The sequence below is a fragment of the Bradyrhizobium sp. 139 genome (assembly GCF_023074175.1).
Taxonomy (GTDB): domain Bacteria; phylum Pseudomonadota; class Alphaproteobacteria; order Rhizobiales; family Xanthobacteraceae; genus Bradyrhizobium.
This window is the reverse complement of the sequence record NZ_JADPKS010000028.1, coordinates 121,395-146,699: the sequence shown is the minus strand read 5'-3', so window position 1 is coordinate 146,699 and position 25,305 is coordinate 121,395. Positions and strand designations below refer to the sequence as shown.

Below are 25,305 nucleotides of genomic sequence, written 5' to 3'. Positions count from 1 at the left end.
AGGCTGCGTTCTCAGGAACTTCGGACATGCCCAGAAAACCAAGCAAAAGCCCGGCCGGCAAAGGCCCCCGTACCCCTGCCACGAGGCCTGCCCGCGTCGCGGCAAAACGCCCCACGGCAGTCCCTAAGGCGGCCCGGGACCTCTCCCAGGATCGCATCGTCCGCGCGCTGGAGAGCATCGCGGCGCACCTCTCCGCCCAAGGCAATCCGGCCGTCGAACGCGAATCGTTCGAGCGAGCGGACGCCTATGTCTGGCACCCGGACGGCCGCCTTTCGGCGGTGCCGCGGGTCAGCCGCGTCGAGTTGTTCCTGCTGAAGGGCGTCGAGCGGGTGCGCGACATCCTGATGGAGAACACCGAACGCTTCGCAGGCGGCCTGCCCGCCAACAATGCACTGCTCTGGGGCGCGCGCGGCATGGGCAAGTCGTCGCTGGTGAAGGCGGTCCATGCCAGCATCAATGCCGACCGAAAGCCTGCGAACAAACTCAAGCTGATCGAGATCCACCGCGAGGACATCGAGAGCCTGCCCGCGCTGATGGAGCAGTTGCGTGCCTCATCCTTCGGCTTCGTCGTGTTCTGCGACGACCTCTCCTTCGACGGCAATGATGCCTCCTACAAGTCGCTCAAGGCGGTGCTCGAAGGCGGCATCGAGGGCCGACCCGAGAACGTCATCCTCTACGCCACCTCCAACCGGCGCCATCTGCTGGCGCGCGAGATGATCGAGAACGAGCGTTCGACCGCGATCAATCCAGGCGAAGCGGTGGAGGAGAAGGTCTCGTTGTCGGATCGCTTCGGACTGTGGCTCGGTTTCCACCGCTGCAGCCAGGACGAATATCTTGCGATGGTGCGCGGCTATTGCAGTCATTTCGGCATCAAGGTCGACGACGAGGCGCTGGAGCGTGAGGCGCTGGAATGGTCGACCACGCGCGGCTCGCGCTCGGGCCGCGTCGCCTGGCAGTTCGTGCAGGAGCTGGCGGGACGGCTCGGCGTGAAGCTGACGGCGAAGTAGCGCGATCGATAGAGCCCGACCCACAACTGTCATTCCCCGCGAAAGCGGGGAATCCAGTACGCGGCAGCTTATCGGCTGAGTCACGACTATCTCTGAATACGGGATCGCCCGGCCAAGCCGGGCGACGACGCCGTCATTGCGGACGCTGACCGGGCCTCACGCCCCGTTCAGGAATTGAAGCGGGTCAACCGGGCTCGATCCCTTACGGATCTCGAAGTGGAGCTGCGGCGACGCCACCTCCCCGGATTGACCCGACTTGGCAATGACCTGGCCGCGCTTGATGGTATCTCCGCGCTTCACCATCAGCTCACTCGCATGGGCATATGCGGTGACGTAGCCGTTGGAGTGCCGAACCAGGACCAAATTGCCGTAACCCTTCAGCTCGTTGCCGGAATAGGCGACGACGCCGTCTTCAGCCGCCTTGACCGGCGTACCCTCGGGCACCGCGAGATTGATGCCGTCATTGGACTTGCCGTTGGTCTTGGCGCCGTAGCTCGTGACCACCTTGCCACGCACCGGCCAGCGGAAGGTCGGCAGTGCGCCGGTGGCGTCCGCAGCCTTCGCCGGCGTCTCGGCAGGCTTCTCTTCGACATTGGCCGTGGCCTGAGCCAGACGCGCGCTCTGCACTGGCGCAGCGACAGCGGCCATCTTGGTGGCGGGTGCGGGAGCCGCCGCAACGGGCTGCAACGTCCCGGCGACAGGGGCAGCAGCAACCGGCGCCGCGACGGCGACGGTCTTGGCACCGGGCACGGTCAGTCTGGTACCGAGCTTGAGCTTGGCCGACGGATCGAGGCCGTTGGCACGGGCAAGCTCGGCCGCCGAGATATGGTTCTTGCGGGCAATGCTGGCGAGCGTGTCGCCATGGTTGACGAAGTGCGTGCTCGGCGGCGCTGCGACGGCTGCAACCGGCTTCGCAGCAGGCGCTGTCGCGGGAGCCGCCGCGACCGGCGCCATCGCCGGTGTGGCCGGATGCGGGATGATCAGTTGCTGGCCCGGCGAGAGCGCGCGCGGGCCCTTGTAGCCGTTGGCGGCGAGGAGCGCCTGCGGCGTGACGTGATAGCGCTTGGCGAGCACCTCGAGCGTGTCGCTGGTGCCGACGATGATTTTGGTCCCGCCGGCCGGCTGGGCGGCTGCAACCGAGCGCGGCGGCACGGTGGCCGTGGTCTCAAGATGCGGCTGCGCCGGGGGCGCGTAGGAGCCGACGCCTCGGCCGCCTCCGGACACGCCACCACCCGCCGCAACGGGATAGGATTGCGGTGCGGAGACCGCCGGCGGCGGCAAGGCCTGCGACTGATAATAACCGGGCTGCGTCTGCGGCCGCGAATATTGCGGCAGCTCACGCTGCGGCGGCGGTGCCTGCTGCACCGAGCCGGTCGATTCCTGCGAGAAAGGATTGGAGAAGTTCGACTGGGACAGCCGCGACGACATGTCGGCGCTGCACCCTGCGAAGCTGAAGGAGATCAGCGCCAGCACCGCGACCTGCGGTACGCGGCGCGAGTAAAGCAACTCGGCGACGACGGACATGGTTACTCACTCGTACGCAACAGAACTGGTCTTTTAAGTAAACACGCGCCGAGTAAATAACGGCTTAACCCTCCCAATAAGATGTTGGCAGCACAGCCGATCCGGAAATCTACAGCTCCCGCGCCACCCCGGGCAGCGCCGGCACGAAGCGGACCTCGACGAGTTCCTTGCGCTCGATCCCGGCTTCGGTCCGGCTGAGACGGACCAGCGTCTGCACACCCTGGTGCGGGCCGACGGGCGCGATCAGGATGCCACCGACCTCCAGCCGCTCGACCAGATTCTCCGGAAGCTGCTCCATCGCAGCGGTCACGATGATGCGATCGAACGGGCCGATGTTGGCCGGCAGATTGAGACCGTCACCGAGCATCACCTCGACATTGTGACAGTCGAGCTTTTCGAGCCGGGCGCGTGCCGCATCCGCGAGCTTGCGGTAACGCTCGACGGTCAGCACCTGGCCTGCGAGCCGCGACAGCACCGCGGCCTGATAGCCCGAGCCGGCGCCGACCTCGAGCACGCGGTGCTTCTTCTGGAGCTGCAGCTGCTCGGTCATGTAGGCGACGACGAAGGGCTGGCTGATGGTCTGCCCGCAGGCGATCGGCAGCGCGCTGTCACGATAGGCGCCGTTGCGATCGGCTTCGTCGACGAACTGCTCGCGCGGCACTTCCTCCATGGTCCGCAGCACCGCCTGGTCGCTGATGCCCCGGCGTCTCAGCATGAGCTGAAACATCATCTTTTCCGGTGGGTGCTGATTGGAGGTCATCGCTGCCAGCGTTGTCTTGTAGGCCCGCCAAACCCGGGCGGGAGAATCCTGTTCCTTAGGCGGGAACCCGTGATACCATTCGGCCTGGACATTTGATCACAGATTGGCGTCCAACGGGCCAACCGTGATCGCCATTTCCGGCGTCCGTTTGCCGAAACGCGCATTGCGTCGATTCGTGTTATCTGCGAACGTTTTTCCGGAATGGGCAAGGACTCAACGATAATGACCGTGGCAGGGCTTTCGGGCCGCTCTGTATTCCTCGTCGAGGACGAGGTGATGATCAGGATGATGGTCGCGGACATGCTCGAAGAGCTCGGCTACAAGATCGCAGCCGAAGCCGGCGATATCACCGAGGCAATGCGGCTCGCCCAGGCGACCGAGTTCGACATCGCCATTCTCGACGTCAACGTCAACGGCAAGGTCATTTCGCCGGTTGCCGACGTCATCAAGGCGAAGGGCTGCCCGTTCATCTTCGCCACCGGCTACGGCTCCTCCGGCCTGCCCGAGCAATACCGCGACCGGCCGGCGCTCCAGAAGCCGTTTCAGCTCGACGCGCTCGGCAAGACCATCGAGGCCGCACTTCGCGGCGGCTAGGCCCAGGTCCAGTCGGACTTACTTCAGCGTCGCGCTCAATTCTTCTGAAAACGCTTCGTTGGTACGGTCGAGCCTGAGCGGTGTGACGGAGACATAGCGTTCGCGCAGCGCCGCTAGGTCAGTGCCATCGGCGGGCGTGTCCACCATCGCCGTGCGCTCGAAGCCGATCCAGAAATAGGGATTGCCGCGGCCGTCCTTGCGCTCGTCGATCCTGAGGAAGCCGAGATTGCGCTTGCCCTGCCGCGTGACGCGGATGCCGAGCACATCTTGCGGCGCGCAGGACGGGAAATTGACGTTGATGACGGTGTCCTTCGGGATGCCGGCGGCGATCACCTTGCGCAGGATGTCGGGCCCGAACTTGCGCGCGGTGTCCCACGGCGGCCGCTCGCGCGTCTCGATGCTGAACTCCTGCGACAGCGCGAACGAGGGCAGACCCAGGATGGTGCCCTCCAGCGCGCCGGCGATGGTGCCGGAATAGACCACGTCCTCGGCGACGTTGCGGCCCTTGTTGACGCCGGACAGCACGACATCGGGCAGCTTGGCGCCGAGGATATGGCGCGCGCCCATGATGACGCAGTCGGTCGGCGTGCCGCGCACCGCAAAATGCCGCGGGCCGACCTCGCGCAGGCGCAACGGATCGTTCAGCGAGAGCGAATGCGACACGCCCGACTGGTCGAGCTCGGGCGCAACGATCCAGACGTCGTCGGACAATGCGCGTGCGATCTCCTCCACGACCTTGAGGCCGGGGGCGTGAATGCCGTCGTCATTGGTGCAGAGAATGCGCATGCGAAGGGTCGATTCCTGAAGCGGGTCTGAGCCGTCTTATCCGGCTGGGGCCGATCAGGCAAACCGGCCGATTGGGTCCGGCGGCAGGTTCCCGGCTTGTCCTGCTACCGGCGGATGCGCCATTGCGGCAGGAAGCGCGCGAGCCTGCCTTCCACACGCAGCCTCATCGCCGGCATCGCCGGCATCACGACCGGAGCCTCGATCACGCCGAGCGCTTCCAGCTGCGCAACGATCGGGTCCGGCACCGGCGTCTGCGGAAAGCGTTCGCGTGCCATGGTCAGCGCCTTGTCGAAATCCGCAGCATTCACGCCGGGCTTGGCTCGCCGGCTTCGCACGAGGTCGTCATCCCAGATCCGCGCGATCTCGATGTCGAGGACACCACGCAGGCGCTGATCGACAGCCTGGATTCCGGCGCCTGTCACCGCCCATTGTCTGCCGACCCAGAAGATGTCGCTGTGCAAGGCCATGAACGGTGGGTTCGCGTTGTCGGGTGGCCGGCAGGATAACCGGCCGCTCGATCTTCGCAACCAAACGTTTCTGCGTCACAGCCGGGGCAACACGCCCTGGAGCCCCGTTCCGATGGACTCGGAACGGGGCTCCAGATTCTTATTTTGACTCGTTTTCTTTACGCGAACCGGTACCCACTTCGCTCGAAAACGCTCTAGTCGCGCGCGACCACCTTGAGCCCGCCCATATAGGGCTGGAGCACGCTGGGGACCGCGATCGAGCCGTCCTCCTGCTGATAGGTCTCCATCACCGCGATCAGTGCACGGCCCAGCGCAGTGCCGGAGCCGTTCAGCGTGTGCACGAAGCGCGGCTTACCGTCGGGGCCGCGCGAGCGCGCGTCCATGCGCCGGGCCTGGAAATCGCCGCACACCGAGCAGCTCGAAATCTCGCGGAATGCGCCGCCCTCACCCTGGCCCGGCATCCAGACTTCGATGTCATAGGTCTTTTGCGACGAAAAGCCCATATCTCCGGTGCACAGCGTCATCACGCGGTAATGCAGGTCGAGTCTCCGCAGCACTTCCTCGGCGCACGCAAGCATGCGTTCGTGCTCGTCCTTGCTGGTCTCCGGCGTCGTGATCGAGACCAGCTCGACCTTCGTGAACTGGTGCTGGCGGATCATGCCGCGGGTGTCGCGCCCGGCAGCCCCCGCCTCCGCGCGAAAACACGGTGTCAGCGCAGTGAGCCGCATCGGAAGCTGCTTCTCCTCGAGGATGGATTCGCGGACGAGATTGGTCAGCGCCACCTCTGCGGTCGGAATGATACCGAGCCGCTCGGTGCGCAGCCGCTCGTGGTCGGGCGCGGCGAGCAACTCGCCCTTGATCGCCCAGAACTGGTCGTCCTCGAACTTCGGCAATTGTCCCGTGCCGAACATGATCTCGTTGCGCACCAGCAGCGGCGGATTGATCTCGGTATAACCGTGCTCGTCGATGTGCAGATTGAGCATGAACTGACCGAGCGCGCGTTCGAGCCGCGCCAGCCCTTTCTTCAGCACGACGAAACGCGCACCGGAGAGCTTTGCCGCCGTCTCGAAATCCATCTCGCCGAGCGCGCCGCCGAGATCATCATGAGGCTTGGGCGCGAACGCGTAGTTGCGCCTGTTGCCGAAGACATGGCGCTGCACATTGCCGTGCTCGTCGACCCCATCGGGCACCTCGCCGAGCGGCAGATTGGGGATCGCCGACAGTTCCTTGGCCAACTCCTCGTCGGCGGCTTTCGCGGCGGCTTCGAGCTGCGGCATCGTCGTCTTGAGCTCTGCGACCTCGGCCATCAGCTTGGCCGCGCGCGCCTCGTCCTTCGCCTTCTTGGCATCGCCGATCTCCTTGGAGACCGCATTGCGCCGCGCCTGCGCCTGCTCGGAAGCCAGGATCGCCGAACGCCGCGTCTCGTCGATCGCAAGCAGCGATGCCGACAACGGCTTCAGGCCCCGCCTCGCGAGGCCGGCGTCGAAGCCTTGCGGATTGTCGCGGATCGATTTGATGTCGTGCATGGCTGATTTCCCGTCATGGCCGGGTTTATCCCGGCCATCCACGTCTCTGCCGCCTTAGATCAAGCCGTAGATGCCCGGGTCAAGCCCGGGCATGACGAATCATGGGATGAGCAACGACATGGTAGGCGAAAAGCGCTCCTACTCCGCTGGATTGGGCGGCGTCGACACGTCAGTGCCGGTGGGAGCCTGCGAGGCCGCCGCCTTCTTCTCCACTATCCCGACCGCGATGATCGAGCCCTCGTAGAGCAGAAGCAGAGGAATCGCGAGCGAACACTGGCTGAGCACGTCCGGCGGGGTCAGCACGGCTGCGATGACGAAGGCGATGACGATGAAATAGCGGCGCTTCTCGCGGAGCATTTTCGAGGTGACGATACCGATGCGACCGAGCAGCGTCAGGATCACCGGAAGCTGGAAGGCGATGCCGAAGGCAAAGATCAGCGACATCATCAGCGACAGATATTCGCCGACCTTGGGCAGGAGCTGGATCTGCGCGGTCTCGTCGCTGCCGGCCTGCTGCATGCCGAGCGAGAAGCGGACCAGCATCGGCAGCACCACGAAATAGACTAGCGCAGCGCCCAGCACGAAGAAGAACGGCGTCGCGACCAGATACGGCAGGAAGGCCTGCTTCTCGTGCTTGTAGAGGCCCGGCGCCACAAACTTGTAGATCTGCGTCGCAATGATCGGGAACGAGATGAAGCCGGCGCCGAACAGCGCGAGCTTGAGCTGGGTGATGAAATATTCCAGCAGCGCCGTGTAGATGAACTTCGAATTCTCCGGCCCCGCGACCCACACGAACGGCCAGACCAGCACGTTGTAGATCTGCTTGGCGAAGAAGAAGCAGACGATGAAGGCCACGCCGAAGCCGAGCAGCGCCTTGATCAACCGCGAACGCAGCTCGATCAGGTGGTCCATCAGAGGGGCTTTGCTGGCCTCGATATCGGCGTCGCTCATGACGCTTTGACGTCCTTGATCGCCTCGGATGGCGATGTGTCCTGTGCGACCGGTGCTTGCTCGACCTCGCGGCTGATGGCGAGCGGCTCGTTCGCCACCGCATGCTCCTCAGCTTCCACGAAGGTTTCCGGCGTCGGCGCTTCCGGCGTCGTTGGTGTCGCCGGCGGCTCGACAGCCGTGATGGTCGTCGTCTCGGCGGGCTTGTCCAGCGCATCGACGCGAAGCGCGTCGCTGACGTCCTTCTGCAGCGAGGTCATCAGATTGTTGCCGGCAAAACCGGCCGCCGCTTCCTTGACCTCGTCAAAGCTCTTCTTGAGGTCGGCCATCTCGGCCTCGCGCATCGCCTCCTGGAACTGGCCCTGGAATTCGGCGGCCATCTTGCGGGCCTTGCCCATCCACTGCCCAACCATGCGCAGCACGCCCGGCAGCTCTTTCGGGCCGATGGCGACCAGGGCCACCACCCCGATCAGGACCAGTTCACTCCACCCGATGTCGAACATGAGGTCTTCCGTTCACGCCAGCCGCGACCGGCCCAATCCCTCGCGCACAGGATCGGCGCCGCTACCCGCGTCTCGCGTAGTCTTACTCAGACGGCCTTGCTCAGACGGCCTTGCTGCCGACGTCGGACCGGGCCGCGGTCGGCGCGGCGTTGTGCTGCTCGATGGACTTGGCCGGCTCGGGCTTGTCGGCGACCTTGTCGTCGTCCTGCATGCCTTTCTTGAAGGCCTTGATGCCCTGTGCCACGTCGCCCATCAGATCCGAAATCTTGCCGCGGCCGAACAGCAGCAGGACGACTGCGATCACCAGGATCCAGTGCCAAATGCTAAGCGAACCCATCCTGCAACCCTCCAAACACCATGGCCGGGGACCCGGCCGATCTTCCCCGAAACCTAGGCTTGGCAGGCCTCAAAAACAAGGACCAAGGCAGCGCCAATTCGCTGTTGGCGCTACGTAATTTTGCTAGTGTTAACTGGTCGCAGGCGGCCCCTAAAAGGCCGGGACGTCAGTCCTCGCTGCTACCCTCGCCCCCCTCATTGCCGCCTTCCGGCGCCTCGGGCTCGACCGCAGGCGCCAGCGCCAGATCCAGGTCCTCGCCGGGTTCCAGCGGATCCTCGTCCTCGCGCAGCTGCGGATCATCCGACGGGGTCGGCACGCTGAATCCGGTCGGCAGGCGCGAATCCAGCAGGCCCGTGCCCTTCAGTTCTTCCAGGCCCGGCAGATCGCCAAGCTGTTCCAGGGTGAATTGCGACAGGAAGTCCTCGGTGGTTCCGAACGTCAAGGGGCGTCCGGGGGTCTTGCGACGGCCGCGCGGCTTGATCCAACCGGTCTCCAGCAGCACGTCGAGCGTGCCCTTCGAGGTGACGACACCGCGGATCTCTTCGATCTCGGCGCGCGTCACCGGCTGGTGATAGGCGATGATTGCCAGCACCTCGATCGCGGCGCGCGACAGGCGGCGGGTCTCGGTGCTCTCCCGCGTCATCAGCCAGGCGAGATCGCCGGCGGTGCGGAAGGTCCATTTGTTGGCGACGCGCACGAGATTCACACCGCGCAAGGCATAGTCGGCCTGGAGCTGTTCGAGCGCAGCCTTGACGTCGACGCCATCGGGCATGCGCTTGGCCAGCGTCGCCGTGTCCAGCGGTTCATTCGAAGCGAACAGCAGTGCTTCCAGCAGCCGCAATTCTTCGGGACGCGCCTGGGATTCGTTCTCCATCGGCTCGGCCTCTTCTACCCGCACTTCAGCCAGGCTTGCCATGGCAGATTCTCCTTGTTGCACTTAAGCGACCGGCGCGTCGGGCGCAGGAGCTGCGTCCATGACCGGCTTAGGGCGCCCCTTCCGGAAATAGATCGGCGCAAACGCCTCTTTCTGGTTCAGCTCGAGCTGACCTTCACGCACGAGCTCGAGCGCAGCCGCAAAGCTCGAGGCGAGCACCGTCGCGCGCTGCGTCGGATCGGCGACGTGCCGGAGCAGAAAATCGTCGAGAACGCCCCAGTCGTCCTGTTCGCTGATGCTGCCGACCAGCCGCTCCAGCGTGGCGCGCGCCTCGGCGAGCGACCACACCGTGCGCTTGGCCAGATGCACGCTCGCCAGCACGCGCGACTGGCGCTGCGCAGCATAGGCAGTGAGCAGGTCGTACAGTGTCGCGGTGTATTTCGGATGCTTGATCTCGGCGATATGCTCGGGCTCGCCGCGCGGGAAGATGTCGCGCTGCAATTGCGGCCTGTTCATCAGCCGGTTGGCGGCTTCGCGAATGGCTTCCAGCCGGCGCAGGCGGTTGGCCAGCGCCGTCGCCATCTCTTCCGCGCTCGGACCTTCCGCACTCGGCGGCTCCGGCAGCAGCAGGCGCGACTTCAGGAAGGCGAGCCAGGCCGCCATGACAAGATAGTCAGCGGCAAGCTCAAGTCGGATCTTTCGCGCGGCTTCGATGAAGTGGAGGTACTGGTCGGCCAGCGCCAGGATCGAGATCTTGGCGAGATCGACCTTCTGCTGCCGCGCCAGCGCAAGCAGCAGGTCGAGCGGGCCCTCATAGCCCTCGACGTCCACCACCAACGCCGGCTCACCCTCGGCGAGCTCTGCGGGCCGCCCGGTTTCGAAAGATAGTATTTCTGCGGTCATGCGGATGCCGTGTTTGCCAGCGCGATCAAAGCGTCCAGTTCGGCGCGTGCGGCCGCCCGGTCGAACACTTGCGGCGCCTTGCGCGCCGCAAGTGCGGCTTTCGCCCGCTCCAGCGCCGTGCCAGACAGCTCAGGTGTCTGGGCGGCGACCTCGCGCATCTCCTCGATGTTGCCGTTGCAATGGAGGGCCATATCGCAGCCGGCCGCGAAGATGGCGCGGGTCCGTTCGGCGATATTCCCCGACAGCGCGTTCATCGACACGTCATCACTCATTAACAAACCCTGGAACCCGATCACGCCACGAATCACCTGAGCAATCATTGTCGCAGAAGTCGTCGCCGGATGGGCGGGGTCGATAGCGCTAAACACAACATGTGCAGTCATGGCCATCGGCAGGTCCGCGAGCGGCCTGAAGGCCGCAAAGTCGGTCCGGTCGAGTTCGTCCCTCGGGGTCTCGACCGTCGGCAGGTTGACATGGGTGTCGGCTGTGGCGCGTCCATGACCGGGAATGTGCTTCAGAACCGGCAGAACGCCGCCCTGCTCCAGGCCCTCGGTGACCGCGCGAGCGATCGCGGCGACCTTGCCCGGTTCGGTGCCGTAAGCCCTGTTCCCAATGACGGCATCGGCGCCCGGCACCGGGACGTCAGCCAGCGGCAGGCAATCCACGGTGATGCCGAGATCGGCGAGATCGGCCGCAATCAGCCGGGCGCTGAGGCGCGCAGCCGTCAGTCCAAGCGCCGAATCAGTGTCGTAGAGGCCCGCGAAAATGGCGCCCGGCGGATAGACCGGCCAATGCGGCGGCCCCAGTCGCTGCACCCGCCCGCCCTCCTGGTCGATCAGGACAGGCGCGTCAGCCGCGCCCGCAACCGCCCGCAATTCCTCAACCAGTGCAGCAACTTGAGCCGGCGTCTCGACGTTGCGCTTGAAGAGGATGAAGCCCCATGGGCGCTCGGCACGGATAAACTCCCGCTCGGCGGCGGTCAGTTCCGTTCCGGATACGCCGGTAATGAAGGCCCGCATGCTCATAACGGCCGATTAACCCCGCCCCGCGAGGGGGTCAAGGAAACGGCCGTTAATTCCTCTGGACGAAGCAGGCGGACAGGCCAGCAGACTTCAGGCTGTTGCAAGCCTGCGTCGCTTCCTCGGCCGAAGCATAGGGTCCGGCGAAGGCACGATAGACGATCCCCTTGCCCTTGTCGGTTAGATCGACCCGCTTGATCACCGGCGAACGGGATCCAAGCACGCTGCCATACTTGCTCTGAAGCACCCGGTACGACGCGGCGGCGCTGTCCTCGCTCTGCTGCGAGGAGACCTGCACGACGTAGCCGCCACCAGCATTGCTGGCGGGCGCGAGTTGCGTCGGGTTGGTCGCAGCCATCCGCTGCGGCGGCTCCGCAGCCGGCGCCGATTGCGGCGCCAGCGACAGCGGCTGGTTGGCGCTGGCATTGGCCGAAGTCAGCGAATTGTGCGGCGCGGCCGATGCAGCGGGCGCGGCAACGGGCTTCGGCGCGGCTGCGGTCGGCTTGGCGGCTGCCGATTGCGGCGTGGCGCTATCGGTTTGATCGCCCTTCACCGCCACGGTCCTGATCGCGCGCGGCGTGTTGGTCGGCAGCGTGCCGTTGCTCGGGATCGGACCCGCGCTCGGCGGCGGGATCGTGGACGGCGAGACGCTCGCCACCGGCGGCGGGTTCGCGTTCTGGTTCAGCGGCGGGAACACCACGCGGGGACCACCCGCCTTGGCAGCGACGTCGACAGGCGCCTCTTCGCGCGGCACGATCTTCTCGGAGCCGTCGCCGCTCGCCATGCGATCCGGCACTTTGGCCGAGGAGTCGGTCGGCGCCGGCACGATCTTGGTCGGCGTGTTGTCGGCCTTGATGATCGGCGGCTCGCCGCTGCGGGGGGAACCGACATAGGTCTTGTAGGCGAAGGCCGCGCCAGTGCCGACCACGGCAAGCGCGAGGATCGCCGCGACCGTCATCATGCCGCCGCGCTGCTTCTTCGGCTCATCGAGATCGGCCTCGGGGTAGTCGCTCTGGAACGCGTAAGGATCGTCCGGATAGGCGGGATCGCGCTGATAATCCTGCTCGCCCGCCTCCAGCCGTCCATAGAGCGCGTCGTCGTAGCGCGCCGGATCGGGCTGCTGATGCGGCTCCTGATAGGCCTGCTCCTGATCGGCCTGGTCATGCTGCTGGTGACCATGCCCGTGATGGGCCCGATCCCGATAGGCCTGATCTTGGTAGGCGTGGTCCTGATAGGCCTGCTGATGAAAATCAGGCCCGGGCGCGGTCGGCTGGGCTGAATAGCGATGCAATGGATGAACCGGGTTCACAGAGACGGGATAGTCGGACTCGGCAGCTGATGCGGGCTGCGGCTGCACGTTGGCGCGCCGCATCCATGAGGGCGGCCCGGGTGGAGGCGGCGGGGCCTGCTCGGCATAGTCTTGCTGATAATCGTCCTGCGAATAGTCGTCTTCCCGTTGGTTCTGGATGGGCGCTGGCGCTGCCGGCGCGCGTGCACTGGGCCGCCCCTGCGCTGCGAACGGATCGGTCTGTCCGATCAGACGGGCGAGTTCGGCCAAGGGATCGTTTTCCGCGTTCCCGTGCTGGTCGCCACCGCGACCATAGTCATCGGAAGGAAACGGTCTGTCCTGATATCGTTCGGCCATCGTGATGATGTGTCCCTTCGGGAAAGCCGCGCGCCCCTCGACCAAGGCGCGGCCTTCGACCCACAAGGCTTTTCAACCAAGTCTAAGCGATCCGGCTTCTGCCGGTTACCCCCAAATGCCCTTAAGTAGTTCGCCCCAAACTACCGCATCTCGTCCGGAGCATGGACGCCGAGGATGGCGAGGCCCGATGCCAGGACAGAGACGACGCCCTGGACCATGGCCAGTCGCGCTTTTGTAAGATCTGCATCATTATTGATAATGAAGCGTAAATAGGGCAAATCGCGCCCCTTCGTCCAAAGTGCATGAAATTCGCTGGCTAAATCATAGAGATAAAAGGCAATTCGGTGTGGCTCATGGGCCGTGGCGGCGGCCTCCAGCATGCGCGGAAAAATTGCGAGGCGCTTGAGCAGCTCCAGTTCAACCGGGTCAGACAGTCGTTCCACGGCCGACTCACCCAGCCAGGCGATGCGCTTGCTCGTATCCTCAGGGAGTTCCGGGAACACCTCGGCCCGCGCGTTGCGGAAGATCGAGTGGCCGCGGGCGTGGCCGTACTGGACGTAGAACACCGGATTGTCGCGCGACTGTTCCATGACCTTGGCGAGGTCGAAGTCGAGCACAGCGTCGTTCTTGCGGTAGAGCATCATGAAGCGGACGGCGTCCTGACCGACTTCATCCACCACCTCACGCAAGGTGACGAAATCCCCGGACCGCTTCGACATTTTCACCGGCTCGCCATTGCGCAGCAACCTCACGAGCTGGACGATCTTGACGTCGAGCGCGCCCTTGCCGGAGGTTGTCGCCTTCACCGCCGCCTGCATGCGCTTGATATAGCCGCCATGGTCGGCGCCCCAGACGTCGATCATCTCCGCAAAACCACGGTCGAACTTGTTCTTGTGGTAGGCAATATCGGAGGCGAAGTAGGTGTAGGAATTGTCCGACTTGATCAGCGGACGATCAACGTCGTCGCCATAAGCGGTCGCCTTGAACAGCAGCTGCACGCGGTCTTCCCAGTCCTCGATCGGCGCGCCCTTCGGTGGCGGCAGGCGGCCCTCATAGATGTCGCCCTTGGCGCGCAGGAAATCGATGGTCTCGGCAACTTTGTTGTTGCCGGTCTCGGTCAACGAGCGCTCGGAGAAAAATACGTCGTGGCGGATGTTGAGGGCGGCGAGATCGTCCCTGATCTCCTCCATCATCATCGCGATCGCCTTGGCGCGCACGGTCGGCAGCCACTCCGCCTCGCTCATGTCGAGGAGCTTGTCGCCGTGTTCTTTCGCGAGCGCCGCACCCACCGGCTTCAGATAGTCGCCGGGATAGAGCCCTTCCGGAATGGCACCGATGTCCTGCCCCAGCGCCTCGCGATACCTGAGGAACGCCGAATGCGCGAGCACGTCAACCTGGGCGCCGGCGTCGTTGATGTAATATTCGCGGGTGACGTCGTGGCCACCGAACTGGAGCAGGCTCGCCAGCGCATCGCCGAACACGGCGCCGCGGCAATGGCCGACATGCATCGGTCCGGTCGGGTTGGCCGAGACATATTCGACGTTGACCTTGGAGCCGCCGCGGACGCGGCCGTAGTCGGCGCCCTCGCGCAGAACCGTCCGCAGCGCCTCCGCCCAGGCGGCCGGCTTCAGCGTCAGGTTGATGAAGCCGGGACCGGCGACGTCGACCTTGGCGATCAGCGCGTCCGCACGCAGCCGCTCGGCGATCCGCTCGGCGAGGTCGCGCGGCTTTGCCTTTGCCTCTTTCGCCAGCACCATGGCGGCGTTGGTCGCCATGTCGCCATGGGAGGCGTCGCGCGGCGGCTCGACCACCACGCGCGAGAAATCGATACCCTCGGGCCAGTTGGCTTCCGCCGCGAGCACGCGGCAGGCGGCGTGCACGCGTGCGAGCACGTCAGCGAACAGATGCAGCGATGAGGATGTGTCGGGCATGGCCGCCGCCTAACGCAAATCCGGGGTCGAGTCAAAGAGCCGCTGATGCTCGGTCAGGGCGAAACGGTCAGTCATTCCGGCAATGAAATTGCCGATCCGGCGGGCCCGGTCGCCCGCATTGTCCGCCTCCGCCCCCAGCAGCCATTCCGGCGGCAGCTCGGCCGGCGATGTCAGGTATCTGGCGAACAGGTCGAACAGGATCTGTTCCGCCTCCTCCATCACCCGCATCACCCGCTTGTGGCGGTACATGTGCTGATACAGAAAGCGCTTGATGGCAGCTTCCTCCTCGGCAACCGCCGCTGGGAACGTGATCAGCGCCCGGCTCTGCTGACGCACGTCCTGGGCCGATTGCGGTTTCACGACGGCGAGATTCTTCTGCGCCTCCGCAAACACCGCGCCGATCAGGTGCGAGATCAGCTCGCGCACCAGCTCGGCGCCGCGCCTGACGCCTTCGAGATCGGGGTAATGCGCAGAGGTCTCGGCGATGATCTCCGCGGTCAGCGGCATCACCTTAAGATCGTCGAGATGGAACAGACCGGCGCGCAGACCGTCATCGATGTCGTGGGCGTCATAGGCGATATCGTCGGCGATCGCGGCGACCTGCGCCTCCAGCGAGGCGAAGCTCCACAATTCCAGATCGTAGGTCTTGATGTAGTCGGCGATGCCGACGGGAATGCCATGCTCGCGATAGCGCCCGACCGGCGCGCCGCTGCGATCCCTCAACGGGCCGTTGTGCTTGACGATGCCCTCCAGCGCCTCCCAGGTCAGGTTGAGACCGTCGAACTCTGGGTAACGGTGCTCCAGCGCGGCGACGACGCGGAGCGTCTGAGCGTTGTGGTCGAAGCCGCCAAAATCTTTCAGGCAGGCATCCAACGCCCGCTCGCCGGCATGGCCGAACGGCGGATGGCCGAGATCATGGGCGAGCGCCAGGGTTTCGGTGAGGTCCTCGTCTAGCCCGAGCTGCCGGGCGAGCGCGCGGGCAATCTGCGCCACCTCAAGCGAATGGGTCAGCCGGGTGCGGTAATGGTCGCCCTCGTGGAACACGAACACCTGGGTCTTGTACTTCAGGCGGCGGAACGCGGTGGAATGGATCACCCGGTCGCAATCCCGGCGGAACGGGCTGCGGGTCCGGCTCGGCGGCTCCGCGACCAACCGGCCGCGACTGCGATCGGGATCGCAGGCATAGGGCGCGCGGGGGGCTGCCATTCCGACGGACACGACGAATTTAGTCCCTATCCATTTGATTCTGCGTATGGTGACACATAACTATGCCGTGCGCGGGATACCAAATGAATTGGCCAAGTGACCCTTTGGCCGAGTGACCCTGGTGTGACCGCGGGACTATCGGAGACGAACGATGACGACTGCCGTGACCATCAGTGACCGGGCCGCACGCCGGATTGGGCAGATCCTCAGGGGCGAAGGCTCAGGCGCGATGCTGCGCATCTCCGTCGAGGGAGGCGGCTGCTCGGGCTTCCAGTACAAATTCGACATCGACCGCGACCGCACCGACGGCGATCTCGTGATCGAGCAGGAGAATGCGGTTGTGCTGGTCGATTCCGCCTCCCAGCCGTTCCTGGCGGGCTCACAGGTCGATTTCGTCGACGATCTGATCGGCGCCTCGTTCCGCGTCATCAATCCGAACGCGACAGCGTCCTGCGGCTGCGGGACCAGCTTCTCGATCTAATCTGACTGGTTAGGCGCCGGTCATCTGCCTTTCTTCGTCCGTCCACTCCAGCTCGACCGGCGTCAGCTCCGGTTGAAGGGGCACGTCGTCCCCCATCTCGTGGTTCAGCGCGCGCAACAATGCTGTCGCGAGGCTGGACTTGCGCAGCGGTTTGGCCAGGAAGTCCGACATCCCCGCTTCGCGGCAAATCTTAACGTCCTCGGGGAAGGCATTGGCGGTCAGCGCGATGATCGGCAAGGCTTCGAACCGCCCACCTTGCACGCGGATCGCCCGCGTCGCGGCAAGGCCGTCCATGTCCGGCATGCGCACGTCCATCAGCACGACATCGTAGTCGCCCTCGGAAACCGCCGCGACGGCCTGGACGCCGTCGGTCACGACACGCAGCTCGACATCGAAGGCGCCGAGCATCTTGCTCACGACCATGCGGTTGACGGCATCGTCCTCGGCGACCAGCACTTTAAGCGGCCGGTCGAGCTCGGCGATCCGGGCCTTGAGCTCGTCGGCTTCATCGCGGCCGGCCGCCTGGTCGGATGCCTGCGCCTGACTCCACGGCAGCACCAGCGTAAAGCGGAAGATGGAGCCCTCGCCCGGCGTCGAGGTGACGCCGATCGTGCCGCCCATCTGCTCGATGATGCGCCGGGAGATCGCAAGCCCGAGTCCGCTGCCGCCGAAGCGGCGGCTGATCGAGGCGTCGGCCTGTGCGAAGTCGCTGAAGAGTTGCCCGACCTTTTCGGGCGCAATGCCGATGCCGCTATCGGTCACCGTCCACTCGACGGTCGCGAGCAGATCGCGGCGCGCCTGGCAGACGGCTGAGATCATGATTTCGCCCTCGTCGGTGAACTTCACCGCGTTGGAGGCGAGGTTGAGCAGCACCTGCCGGATGCGCGCGGCGTCGCCGCGCAGCGTCGGCGGCAGCGTCGGATCGAGCTCGATCTTGACCGCCAGTCCCTTGCTGTTGGCACTCGCTCGCACGACGGTCGCGACCGCCTCGACCAGCGCCTGCGGGGCGAAGTCGATCGCCTCGAACGCGAAGCGTCCGGCCTCGAGCTTGGACAGATCGAGAATATCGTTGAGGATGCGCTGGAGATTGTCGCCGGACTCCCGGATCGTGGTGACGGCCTCATGCTGCTCCGGATCGAGCTTGGTTTCCAGCAGCATGCTGGCAAGCCCGAGCACGCCGTTCATGGGCGTGCGGATCTCGTGGCTCATCACTGCCAGGAAGTTGGATTTGGCACGGCTCTCGGCCTCCGCCTTTTCTGCGCGCCAGCGCTCGGTGACGTCGCGGCCGAAGCCGCGGTAGCCGAGAAACTGGCCGTCGCGGTCATAGGCCGGCTTCGCGGTCAGCGACCACAGCCGCGCCTCGCCGCCGGCGACGACCTTGAGGTTCATCTCATGCAACGGCTCGCTGTGCTCCATCAGTCCGACGACGTTGTAGGCCGCGCTCTTGTCCTCGGGACAGAGCAAGTCGAGCACGTCGGCGAAATGCGAACCCTTGAGGAGCGGAAGCGGAAGCTGCGCGACTTCGGCGAAGCGTTGGGGCACGTCGACCAGATGCCCTTCGGCGTCGGTCTGCCACAACCAGTCGCTGGCGTTCTCCTGAAAGTCCTTCAGCAGCAGCGAGATAATTTCGGTCTGCCGTTCGAGCTCGAGTTGGGCCTTGAGATTGCCGAGGAACAGATTGCCCTGAGAGACGATGTTGCGCGCCATGAAGAACGCGAACAGCAGCAGCAACACCGCAGTCACCTGATACGGCCCGGTGCCGCACAGGAGCAGCGCGCCGACAGAGGCCATCGTCACGGTCGCGAGATAGACGAGGCCGGCGCGCGGGAACGTCGACAGCGTGAAGGCGCCGCCGGACATCATGCCGACCATCAGGCAGGCCAGGATGAGCTGGCTGGTCGGCTCGATGCGGCTGAACAGAGCGAGCGGCAGCGTGCCCCAGATCGCCGCAAGGAAGAACGCCTGCCGCAGCATCTGCCGCGCGGCGCGCACCGTGGCCTCCTGCGGCGGGTTCTGGTGGGACCGCCGCCACGCGCGAACCGCGAGCGAGGCGGTGGCGGCGAGGGTCATGCCCCAGATCACGAGGAAATCGTTCCACCCCCTGCCCCAGAACAGGATCAGCACGATGGCGACGTTGAGCATGGTGACGGCCATCGTCACCGGGATCAGCCGCGTCACCGCGTCGATCTGCTTGGCGCGGATGCGGCGCAGTTCGCGCTCGCTGAGATCGGCGATCAGGCCGTCCTCGATCTCGAAGCCGCCGCGCCAGTACAGGATCGCGCCGATCAGGCCGTCGCGCGGCTGACTTGGCTTCATGAATTTGTCCGGCCATCCCATTCGAAAAACCTTTTCGGCATCAATGGCCCGAGGCCAGCTTAAGCCAGGTTAATTTTGTGGGAGATTTTGCTGCGTCCTTGACGGGCGCGTTTACAGTTTGTTCTAACCATGGCCCCTGCCCGGAGCCCACCAATGCCCATCAGAATAGCCACCTGGAACGTGAACTCGGTCCGGCAGCGGATTGGCCTGCTGCTGACCTGGCTGAAGGAGTGCCAGCCGGACATCGTCTGCCTCCAGGAGATCAAATGCGTCGACGATGCCTTCCCGCGGCTGGAGATCGAGGCGCTGGGCTACAATGTCGTCACCCACGGGCAGAAGACCTTCAACGGCGTCGCGTTGCTCTCGAAGCTCCGCTTCGACGAGACCAAGTCGGGGCTCGCCGGCGACGACGAGGACGCCCATGCCCGCTTCCTCGAGGGCGTGGTCACGCTCAAGACCGGGGTGCTGCGCATCGCCTGCCTCTATCTGCCCAATGGCAATCCGGTCGGGACAGAGAAATATCCCTATAAGCTCAAATGGATGTCCCGGCTTCTTGAGTATTCAAAGGAGCGCCTCAAGACCGAGGAGCCGCTGATCCTCGCAGGCGACTTCAACGTCATCCCGCATGCCCGCGACGTCCATAATCCCGCCGCCTGGACCGAGGACGCCCTGTTCAAGGCCGAGACGCGGGAGAGCTTTCAGTCCCTGCTCGGCCTCGGCCTCACCGACGCGCTGCGGACCGTCACCGACGAGCCCGGGCTCTACACCTTCTGGGACTACCAGGCCGGCGCCTGGCAGAAGAACCATGGCTTGAGGATCGACCATTTGCTGCTGTCGCCACAGGCCAGCGACCGGCTCGCCAATGTCGGCATCGACAGCTTTGTGCGGGCTTGGGAGAAGCCGTCGGATCACGTGCCGGTATGGGCGGACCTGGATCTGGAGGCGGCTTGAGCTGGTGCGTGAGCGCGCCAGGTTACGCCGGCGAACTGCGCTTCGCGCAGCCGCGAGCTAACCTGCCCTGGGCACCGTATTACCGGCGGCCCTGCACGCCCTGCACCCACTGTTCCAGCATTTGCAGGCACATGGCGCGGTCGTCATCCGAGGCCTTGGCGAAAGCGCGGTTGTAGCTTTCCTTGATCCACGTCTCCTCGAGACCGGCGCTGTCACGCGCCAGCGTCAGCCACATCAGCCCACGCGCGGCCTGCCGCGGCAGGCGGTCGCCGCTGAACAGCATCTGACCGAGCAGCGCCTGCGCCTCGTGCTGGCCCTTCTGGGCGGCAAGACCGAGCCAGCGCGCGCCATAGCGGAAATCCTCGCGCGAGGCGTCCGGGGTCTTCAGATACAGTCGGGCGAGATCGTACTGCGCATCCGCATTGCCGAAATAGGAGGCCGCATAGGAGAACATCTCCCGCGCCCGGTCCGGGTCGGGCTTGATCTTCGAGTTCGGGATACCGCTCAGATAGTAGCGGCCGAGCGCGACGAAGGCGTTGGCCACGACCTGCGCCTGCGGCGCCGACGGGCTGTCCTCGGCATGCGCGTTGGCAATCCGGCTGAAATATTCGAATGCGCGCACATCGTCCTGGGCGACGCCGTCGCCATTGGCGTACATGCGGCCGAGCTTCCATTGCGCGATCGGGTGGCCACCCTCTGCGGCATATTGCAGAGCGCTGAGCGAGGTTTCCTGGCTCGCCACCGCCGGCGGCACATTGCGCACCTTGCCCGCTGCGCCCGGCAGAGTGGTCACCACCGGGATGGTCGCGTCCTTCTGATTGACGGGCGCACCGTCGAAGGCGAGCGCCGGCGCGGCCAGCGCAGCAGCCCCCAACACAAACGCAACTATGGCACGCCTAGATGTCCGCATAGCACTGTTTCTCGTGCGCGCCGCCCGGATGGGTCACTGCCCCATCGACCGCCGGTCCAACCTGCTGGGCATATTTCCAGAGCGCACCCGACGTATGGTTAGTCGCGCGAGCGCGCCATTTGGTCTTGCGCTGAGCCAACTCGTCGTCGCTCAAATTTACGTCAAGAGTGCCGGCGACCGCGTCGATCGCGATGATGTCGCCATCCTGCAACAGTCCGATCGGGCCCCCAATGGCGGCTTCGGGCCCGACATGGCCGATGCAGAAGCCGCGCGTGGCGCCGGAGAACCGGCCGTCTGTGATGAGCGCGATCTTGCCGCCCATCCCCTGCCCGGTCAGCGCCGCAGTGGTCTGGAGCATTTCCCGCATGCCGGGACCGCCCTTCGGCCCCTCGTAGCGGATCACGATGACTTCGCCCTCGCGGTAGGTGCGGTTCTGGACCGCCTCAAAGGCATCCTCTTCCCGGTCGAAGCAGCGAGCTGGACCGGTGAACCTCAGGTTGGACATTCCCGCGACTTTCACGATCGCACCTTCTGGCGCCAAATTGCCCTTCAGACCGACCACACCGCCTGTAACGGTGATCGGCTTGTCTGCCGGGTGCACCACGTCCTGGTGCGGATTCCATTTCACGCTCTTGAGGTTTTCGGCGATCGTTCGACCCGTGACGGTGAGGCAATCACCGTGGAGAAATCCGTTGTCGAGCAGCGTCTTCATCAGAAGCGGTATGCCACCTACTTCAAACATGTCTTTGGCGACATAACGGCCACCGGGCTTCAAATCCGCGACATATGGTGTCTTTTTGAAGATTTCGGCAACATCAAACAAGTCGAACTTGATGCCAGCCTCATGCGCGATCGCCGGCAGGTGCAGCGCAGCATTGGTCGAGCCACCGGAGGCCGCAACGACGGCGGCCGCGTTCTCCAATGCCTTGAGGGTGACAATGTCGCGCGGCCGGATGTTGGACGCGATCAGGTCCATCACCTTCTCGCCCGCGGTCATGCAGAAGGCGTCGCGGATTTCGTAAGGTGCCGGGGCGCCTGCCGAGTAAGGCAACGCGAGGCCGATCGCCTCGGAGACAGTCGCCATGGTGTTGGCAGTGAACTGCGCGCCGCAGGCGCCCGCCGAGGGGCATGCCACGCGCTCGATCTCGTCGAGATCCTCGTCCGACATGGCGCCGACCGAATGCTTGCCGACCGCCTCGAACATATCCTGGACCGTGACTTGCTGGCCGCGGAAATTGCCGGGCAGGATCGAGCCGCCATAGATGAAGATCGAGGGCACGTTGAGGCGGACCATCGCCATCATCATGCCCGGCAGCGACTTGTCGCACCCGGCAAGACCGACCAGCGCGTCATAGGCGTGGCCGCGGATGGTCAGTTCGACAGAGTCGGCGATACATTCGCGCGACGGCAGCGAGGACCGCATGCCGTCATGGCCCATGGCGATGCCGTCGGTGACGGTGATGGTGCAGAACTCGCGCGGTGTGCCGCCGGCCGATACGACGCCCTTCTTCACCGCCTGCGCCTGGCGCATCAAGGCGATATTGCATGGGGCGGCCTCGTTCCAGCACGAGGCGACGCCGACGAAGGGCTGGTGGATCTGCTCGGTGGTCAGACCCATGGCGTAGAGGTAGGAGCGATGGGGCGCGCGCGCGGGACCTTCCGTCACGTGACGGCTCGGCAGCCTCTGCTTGATGTTGCTCTTCGCGCCCATCGCAACCAGTTTCCCCGGTCAACCCTTTCCGACCCGAAAAATCAAAGCCGAGATTTGAATCGACCTTGGGATTTCCCGTCCTTCGAAGACTGCCGCTTACCCTTCAAACTTTAGAGCGATTTTATTCATGTTCGGGTGTGGCAAAAAAGCGGCGCTGATGCGAACGGACGGAGATATGGTGAAATCGCGGATGACTGTTGCGTATGCACAACAATCGTGGCGCGGAAGACACGCTTTGGCCTACCTTAATACCTCGCAGTGAGGGGACCATCCACAACTTCAGATTTTGTCGGCCGCGACGCGCCCCCCGGATTTGGCTCGATGACGGAGCGCGGCGAGGGTGAGTCGGCGTCTTCGCTGCGCTCGCAATGGCGGAGCAAGGGGCGGCATCCTCCAACTCTCGTTTCAACTTCCAGACACAGCTTCGCGCCCTCGCGGCGCATTTCGCCCGAGCTTTGCTTGGTCGCTCCACCCTCTTGAGCCAAGAGAGCGCAGGGAAGGCCGGGTGCCGGCTGGCACCCGCGGTCCGCTGCGCGAAAAACACACGCAGAAAAACCGCACAGCAGCATACAGGTGTAGCCAATCACTCGGCCTTCCCTGCGCGATGGTTGGACGGCTTATGCCGTGCTCTCCCGGGAGCCGAGTTCCTTCTGGCCTCCCTTACCCCAGCGAAAGTCGCCGACACCGCGCCGGTTGACGCAAATGCCGCATCCGCAAGAGCTTGACCGTAGCAACGACGGCCAGGACCACACGGTTTTGCCGTACGCACGGTTCGCTTGCTCGCCACATTATCTCCCGACGTTGTCGACGTTGCCGGAAGAATGCTGGCGAGACGAACCTGACAGCGCCGTCCGTCCGCGCGAAGCCTCGGGCTCACGGAGAGCAATCCGCCCTGCCCTTAACCTCTCGCGCCCGACGTTGCTGCGTCCACCGCAAGCCCGGCTCGCGAACGTGACGACACAAGATCGCCCCTCAAGATGAGCCGGGATGCGCGATACATACGCCCTTTCCGAATTTCGGTAAAGTGGAATATTTTCGCGCGCGCGGATTGACAGCGGCACCGATCAAGACCTTCAAGTGTTTTGCCCGTCGGGCAACGAAGCTGCCATCGTGCGATCAGCGAACGTCGCGGCTCCGCTCCAGGTCACGCGGATCCAGATCCCGGCTTGGCGCTGGATCGTCTGGCGATCGTGACGACGGGCTCGAAAATCCGATCGTCTGTGCTGGCGGTCAGGACGGTCGCGGCGCACATCGCCGCCATGACCGGACCTCCATGCCTTGACTGGCACTCATGCATTCCGCATCGCGCGCCCGAACGGATCGATCAGGCGAACGATCTCCCAGGCGGCAACGAGGCCGGCGAGCCAGACGGCGCTGGTCAGCCAAATGCGCGTGACGATGGCCGCGGTGAAGGCGCCCTCTCCGCCGAGGACCGGCGTCGCGGCAAGCAGCGCGAGCTCGTAGGCCGCATAGGCGACGGCGAGCGTGATCGCCAGCATCAGCGGCGTGCGGCCCTGCGGCAGCATGCGAAGCGTGGCCGACGAGATCGCCGTGGCAACCAGCGCAGCAGCGCCGATCACAAAACTCCAGGCGATCGTACTGCCGTCGATCGGATAATGCAGCGCGCCGAAGCCGATGCACTGGTTCACGAGCCAGGCGCCGGTGACGACGAGCAGCGCCGAACGCAGCGGCAGCATCGCGGCGGCGACGACGGCGAAGGCCGCAAACGGCGTTGCGCAGGCCAGTGCAAAGCTTGCGAGCGCGCATGACACGGTCAGCAGCGCAAAGCAAAACATCGGCGCAAGGCGCGGCGCAACCGGATGAAGCCGGAAACGGTCGGCGTGAGGCGAAAGCATGTCAGCGGGCATCATTGATCTCCCGACGCTGACCCTAACACATTTGCCGGGAGATGAACCCGCCGCGACATGACATGCAGGCGAGCGGCGAACCAATTGGGCTAGGCCGTGTACTCATGAAGCGGCTAACCCAACTGACTGTCCGCTCGGCCTCCAACAAGCGGCGGAAAAAATGGACATCGCCCGAGCTCGCCGAAGGCCATGAAGAGGCAAGGAGTGGAGGTCTTCCCAGCTGCACCAGAGGCGCTATGCTAGTTCCCGATCGAGGATATGGAGCATGCGTGATGCAGCTGAATTGGCGTACTGTGCTCATTGCCGCTACTGTCGGACTATTCCCTCAGGTCACTCAATCGGCTGAAATCAAGGTAATTGCGGCGAACGCTCTGAAGGATGGCTACAGCCAGCTTGTTGCAAGCTTTGAAAAAGCTAGCGGTCATAGGGTCATGACTACTTGGACCGGGACAGTAAATGCAACAAAGAGAGTTGGCGATGGCGAGATTTATGATCTTGTTATCATTGGCTCGAGCAACATCGATCAGTTGATCGCAGCCGGGAAGCTGGTCGCTGGCAGCCGCGCCGATTTCGCAAAAAGCGGCGTTGGTGTTGCGGTTCGAGCCGGGCTGCCGAAGCCTGACGTTTCCACGAGCGACGCTGTAAGAACAGCCGTTTTGAACGCGCAGTCGGTCGCCTACTCGGCTGGACCCAGCGGCGCCTATATCGTGGAATTGCTCAACAAAATGGGCATTGCCGAGCAGATAGCCGTTAAGATCAAGCAACCCTCCTCCGGCGCCGAGGTGGCCTCACTGCTCGCTCGTGGCGAGGCGGACTTCGGCTTCGCTCAAGTGAGCGAGTTCTTGAACGTTCCTGCAATCGTCGACCTGGGACCATTGCCCGACAACATTCAGAACTTCACAACCTACTCCATTGGTGTGCACACCGCGGCGCCAGCCCCAGATGCCGCGCAAGACCTGGTCAGACACCTCAGAGCTCCACAAGCGCTACCGGCAATAAAGCAAATGGGCATGGAACCGGGATAGTTGCGAGTTGGGT

The 25,305-nt window shown here is 64.6% G+C and carries 23 protein-coding genes; 5 read left to right on the top strand and 18 right to left on the bottom strand.

What is annotated here, in order from left to right:
- Positions 1-26: 26 nt before the first annotated feature.
- Positions 27-1,007, top strand: coding sequence for an ATP-binding protein (locus tag IVA80_RS08120; RefSeq protein ID WP_247427726.1), 981 nt, complete (start codon positions 27-29; stop codon positions 1,005-1,007).
- Positions 1,008-1,163: 156 nt separating this feature from the next.
- Here IVA80_RS08120 and IVA80_RS08115 read toward each other — a convergent pair whose 3' ends face one another.
- The gene (locus IVA80_RS08115) at positions 1,164-2,531 is read right to left on the bottom strand and encodes a LysM peptidoglycan-binding domain-containing M23 family metallopeptidase (RefSeq protein ID WP_247427723.1); all 1,368 of its coding nucleotides are present in this window, start codon (positions 2,529-2,531) and stop codon (positions 1,164-1,166) included.
- A gap of 109 nt (positions 2,532-2,640) precedes the next feature.
- Positions 2,641-3,291 carry a protein-L-isoaspartate(D-aspartate) O-methyltransferase gene (locus tag IVA80_RS08110; RefSeq protein ID WP_247427720.1) on the bottom strand — a complete coding sequence of 217 codons (651 nt, stop codon included), beginning with the start codon at positions 3,289-3,291 and terminating at the stop codon, positions 2,641-2,643.
- A 222-nt stretch (positions 3,292-3,513) separates the two neighbouring features.
- Here IVA80_RS08110 and IVA80_RS08105 point away from each other — a divergent pair, with 222 nt between their 5' ends.
- Entirely contained in the window at positions 3,514-3,885 is a 372-nt protein-coding gene (locus IVA80_RS08105) for a response regulator (protein WP_247427717.1), read from the top strand.
- 18 nt (positions 3,886-3,903) lie between these two features.
- Here the strand turns inward: IVA80_RS08105 and surE are convergent, their stop codons facing one another.
- The 12 genes from surE to IVA80_RS08045 form a co-directional block, all read right to left on the bottom strand.
- The gene (surE, locus tag IVA80_RS08100) at positions 3,904-4,671 is read right to left on the bottom strand and encodes a 5'/3'-nucleotidase SurE (protein ID WP_247427714.1); all 768 of its coding nucleotides are present in this window, start codon (positions 4,669-4,671) and stop codon (positions 3,904-3,906) included.
- Positions 4,672-4,775: 104 nt separating this feature from the next.
- Entirely contained in the window at positions 4,776-5,138 is a 363-nt protein-coding gene (locus IVA80_RS08095) for a hypothetical protein (protein WP_247427711.1), read from the bottom strand.
- Between the two features lie 194 nt (positions 5,139-5,332).
- Complete coding sequence (serS, locus tag IVA80_RS08090) at positions 5,333-6,664, bottom strand: serine--tRNA ligase (protein WP_247427708.1); 1,332 nt, start codon at positions 6,662-6,664, stop codon at positions 5,333-5,335.
- A gap of 138 nt (positions 6,665-6,802) precedes the next feature.
- Positions 6,803-7,615 (bottom strand): twin-arginine translocase subunit TatC, encoded by an 813-nt coding sequence (gene tatC / locus IVA80_RS08085; protein WP_247427704.1) that lies wholly within the window; start codon positions 7,613-7,615, stop codon positions 6,803-6,805.
- Complete coding sequence (gene tatB / locus IVA80_RS08080) at positions 7,612-8,115, bottom strand: Sec-independent protein translocase protein TatB (protein WP_247427700.1); 504 nt, start codon at positions 8,113-8,115, stop codon at positions 7,612-7,614. Before tatB ends, tatC begins: the two co-directional genes overlap by 4 nt.
- A gap of 100 nt (positions 8,116-8,215) precedes the next feature.
- Positions 8,216-8,452 (bottom strand): twin-arginine translocase TatA/TatE family subunit, encoded by a 237-nt coding sequence (locus IVA80_RS08075; protein WP_247427697.1) that lies wholly within the window; start codon positions 8,450-8,452, stop codon positions 8,216-8,218.
- A 166-nt stretch (positions 8,453-8,618) separates the two neighbouring features.
- Positions 8,619-9,368: an SMC-Scp complex subunit ScpB gene (gene scpB / locus IVA80_RS08070; protein ID WP_247427694.1), complete on the bottom strand. Its 750-nt coding sequence runs from the start codon at positions 9,366-9,368 to the stop codon at positions 8,619-8,621.
- A 21-nt stretch (positions 9,369-9,389) separates the two neighbouring features.
- Complete coding sequence (locus IVA80_RS08065; RefSeq protein WP_247427691.1) at positions 9,390-10,229, bottom strand: ScpA family protein; 840 nt, start codon at positions 10,227-10,229, stop codon at positions 9,390-9,392.
- Positions 10,226-11,254: a beta-N-acetylhexosaminidase gene (nagZ, locus tag IVA80_RS08060; RefSeq protein WP_247427688.1), complete on the bottom strand. Its 1,029-nt coding sequence runs from the start codon at positions 11,252-11,254 to the stop codon at positions 10,226-10,228. The genes IVA80_RS08065 and nagZ overlap by 4 nt, the downstream gene beginning before the upstream one ends.
- 46 nt (positions 11,255-11,300) lie before the next feature.
- Positions 11,301-12,893: an SPOR domain-containing protein gene (locus IVA80_RS08055; RefSeq protein WP_247427685.1), complete on the bottom strand. Its 1,593-nt coding sequence runs from the start codon at positions 12,891-12,893 to the stop codon at positions 11,301-11,303.
- 140 nt (positions 12,894-13,033) lie between these two features.
- A complete protein-coding gene (gene argS / locus IVA80_RS08050; RefSeq protein ID WP_247427681.1) occupies positions 13,034-14,824 on the bottom strand; it encodes an arginine--tRNA ligase in 1,791 nt (596 codons plus the stop codon).
- Positions 14,825-14,833: 9 nt separating this feature from the next.
- The gene (locus IVA80_RS08045; protein WP_247427678.1) at positions 14,834-16,030 is read right to left on the bottom strand and encodes a deoxyguanosinetriphosphate triphosphohydrolase; all 1,197 of its coding nucleotides are present in this window, start codon (positions 16,028-16,030) and stop codon (positions 14,834-14,836) included.
- Between the two features lie 151 nt (positions 16,031-16,181).
- On the opposite strand from IVA80_RS08045, the gene IVA80_RS08040 reads away from it, so the two are divergent.
- Positions 16,182-16,511 (top strand): iron-sulfur cluster assembly accessory protein, encoded by a 330-nt coding sequence (locus IVA80_RS08040; RefSeq protein ID WP_247427675.1) that lies wholly within the window; start codon positions 16,182-16,184, stop codon positions 16,509-16,511.
- A 9-nt stretch (positions 16,512-16,520) separates the two neighbouring features.
- Here IVA80_RS08040 and IVA80_RS08035 read toward each other — a convergent pair whose 3' ends face one another.
- Complete coding sequence (locus tag IVA80_RS08035) at positions 16,521-18,848, bottom strand: ATP-binding protein (protein ID WP_247427672.1); 2,328 nt, start codon at positions 18,846-18,848, stop codon at positions 16,521-16,523.
- Between the two features lie 132 nt (positions 18,849-18,980).
- Between IVA80_RS08035 and xth the strand changes: the two genes are divergently transcribed.
- Positions 18,981-19,778 carry an exodeoxyribonuclease III gene (gene xth, locus IVA80_RS08030; RefSeq protein ID WP_247427670.1) on the top strand — a complete coding sequence of 266 codons (798 nt, stop codon included), beginning with the start codon at positions 18,981-18,983 and terminating at the stop codon, positions 19,776-19,778.
- Between the two features lie 79 nt (positions 19,779-19,857).
- Here the strand turns inward: xth and IVA80_RS08025 are convergent, their stop codons facing one another.
- From IVA80_RS08025 to IVA80_RS08015, 3 genes are all read right to left on the bottom strand, one after another.
- Positions 19,858-20,688, bottom strand: a complete 831-nt coding sequence (locus tag IVA80_RS08025) for a tetratricopeptide repeat protein (RefSeq protein WP_247427667.1) — start codon at positions 20,686-20,688, stop codon at positions 19,858-19,860.
- Positions 20,675-22,399, bottom strand: a complete 1,725-nt coding sequence (gene ilvD, locus IVA80_RS08020; protein WP_247427664.1) for a dihydroxy-acid dehydratase — start codon at positions 22,397-22,399, stop codon at positions 20,675-20,677. The genes IVA80_RS08025 and ilvD overlap by 14 nt, the downstream gene beginning before the upstream one ends.
- 1,289 nt (positions 22,400-23,688) lie before the next feature.
- On the bottom strand, positions 23,689-24,267 hold the full coding sequence (locus IVA80_RS08015) for a hypothetical protein (protein ID WP_247427661.1): 579 nt from the start codon (positions 24,265-24,267) through the stop codon (positions 23,689-23,691).
- 272 nt (positions 24,268-24,539) lie between these two features.
- Here IVA80_RS08015 and IVA80_RS08010 point away from each other — a divergent pair, with 272 nt between their 5' ends.
- Positions 24,540-25,292 (top strand): substrate-binding domain-containing protein, encoded by a 753-nt coding sequence (locus tag IVA80_RS08010; RefSeq protein ID WP_247427913.1) that lies wholly within the window; start codon positions 24,540-24,542, stop codon positions 25,290-25,292.
- The last annotated feature ends 13 nt before the right edge of the window (positions 25,293-25,305 follow it).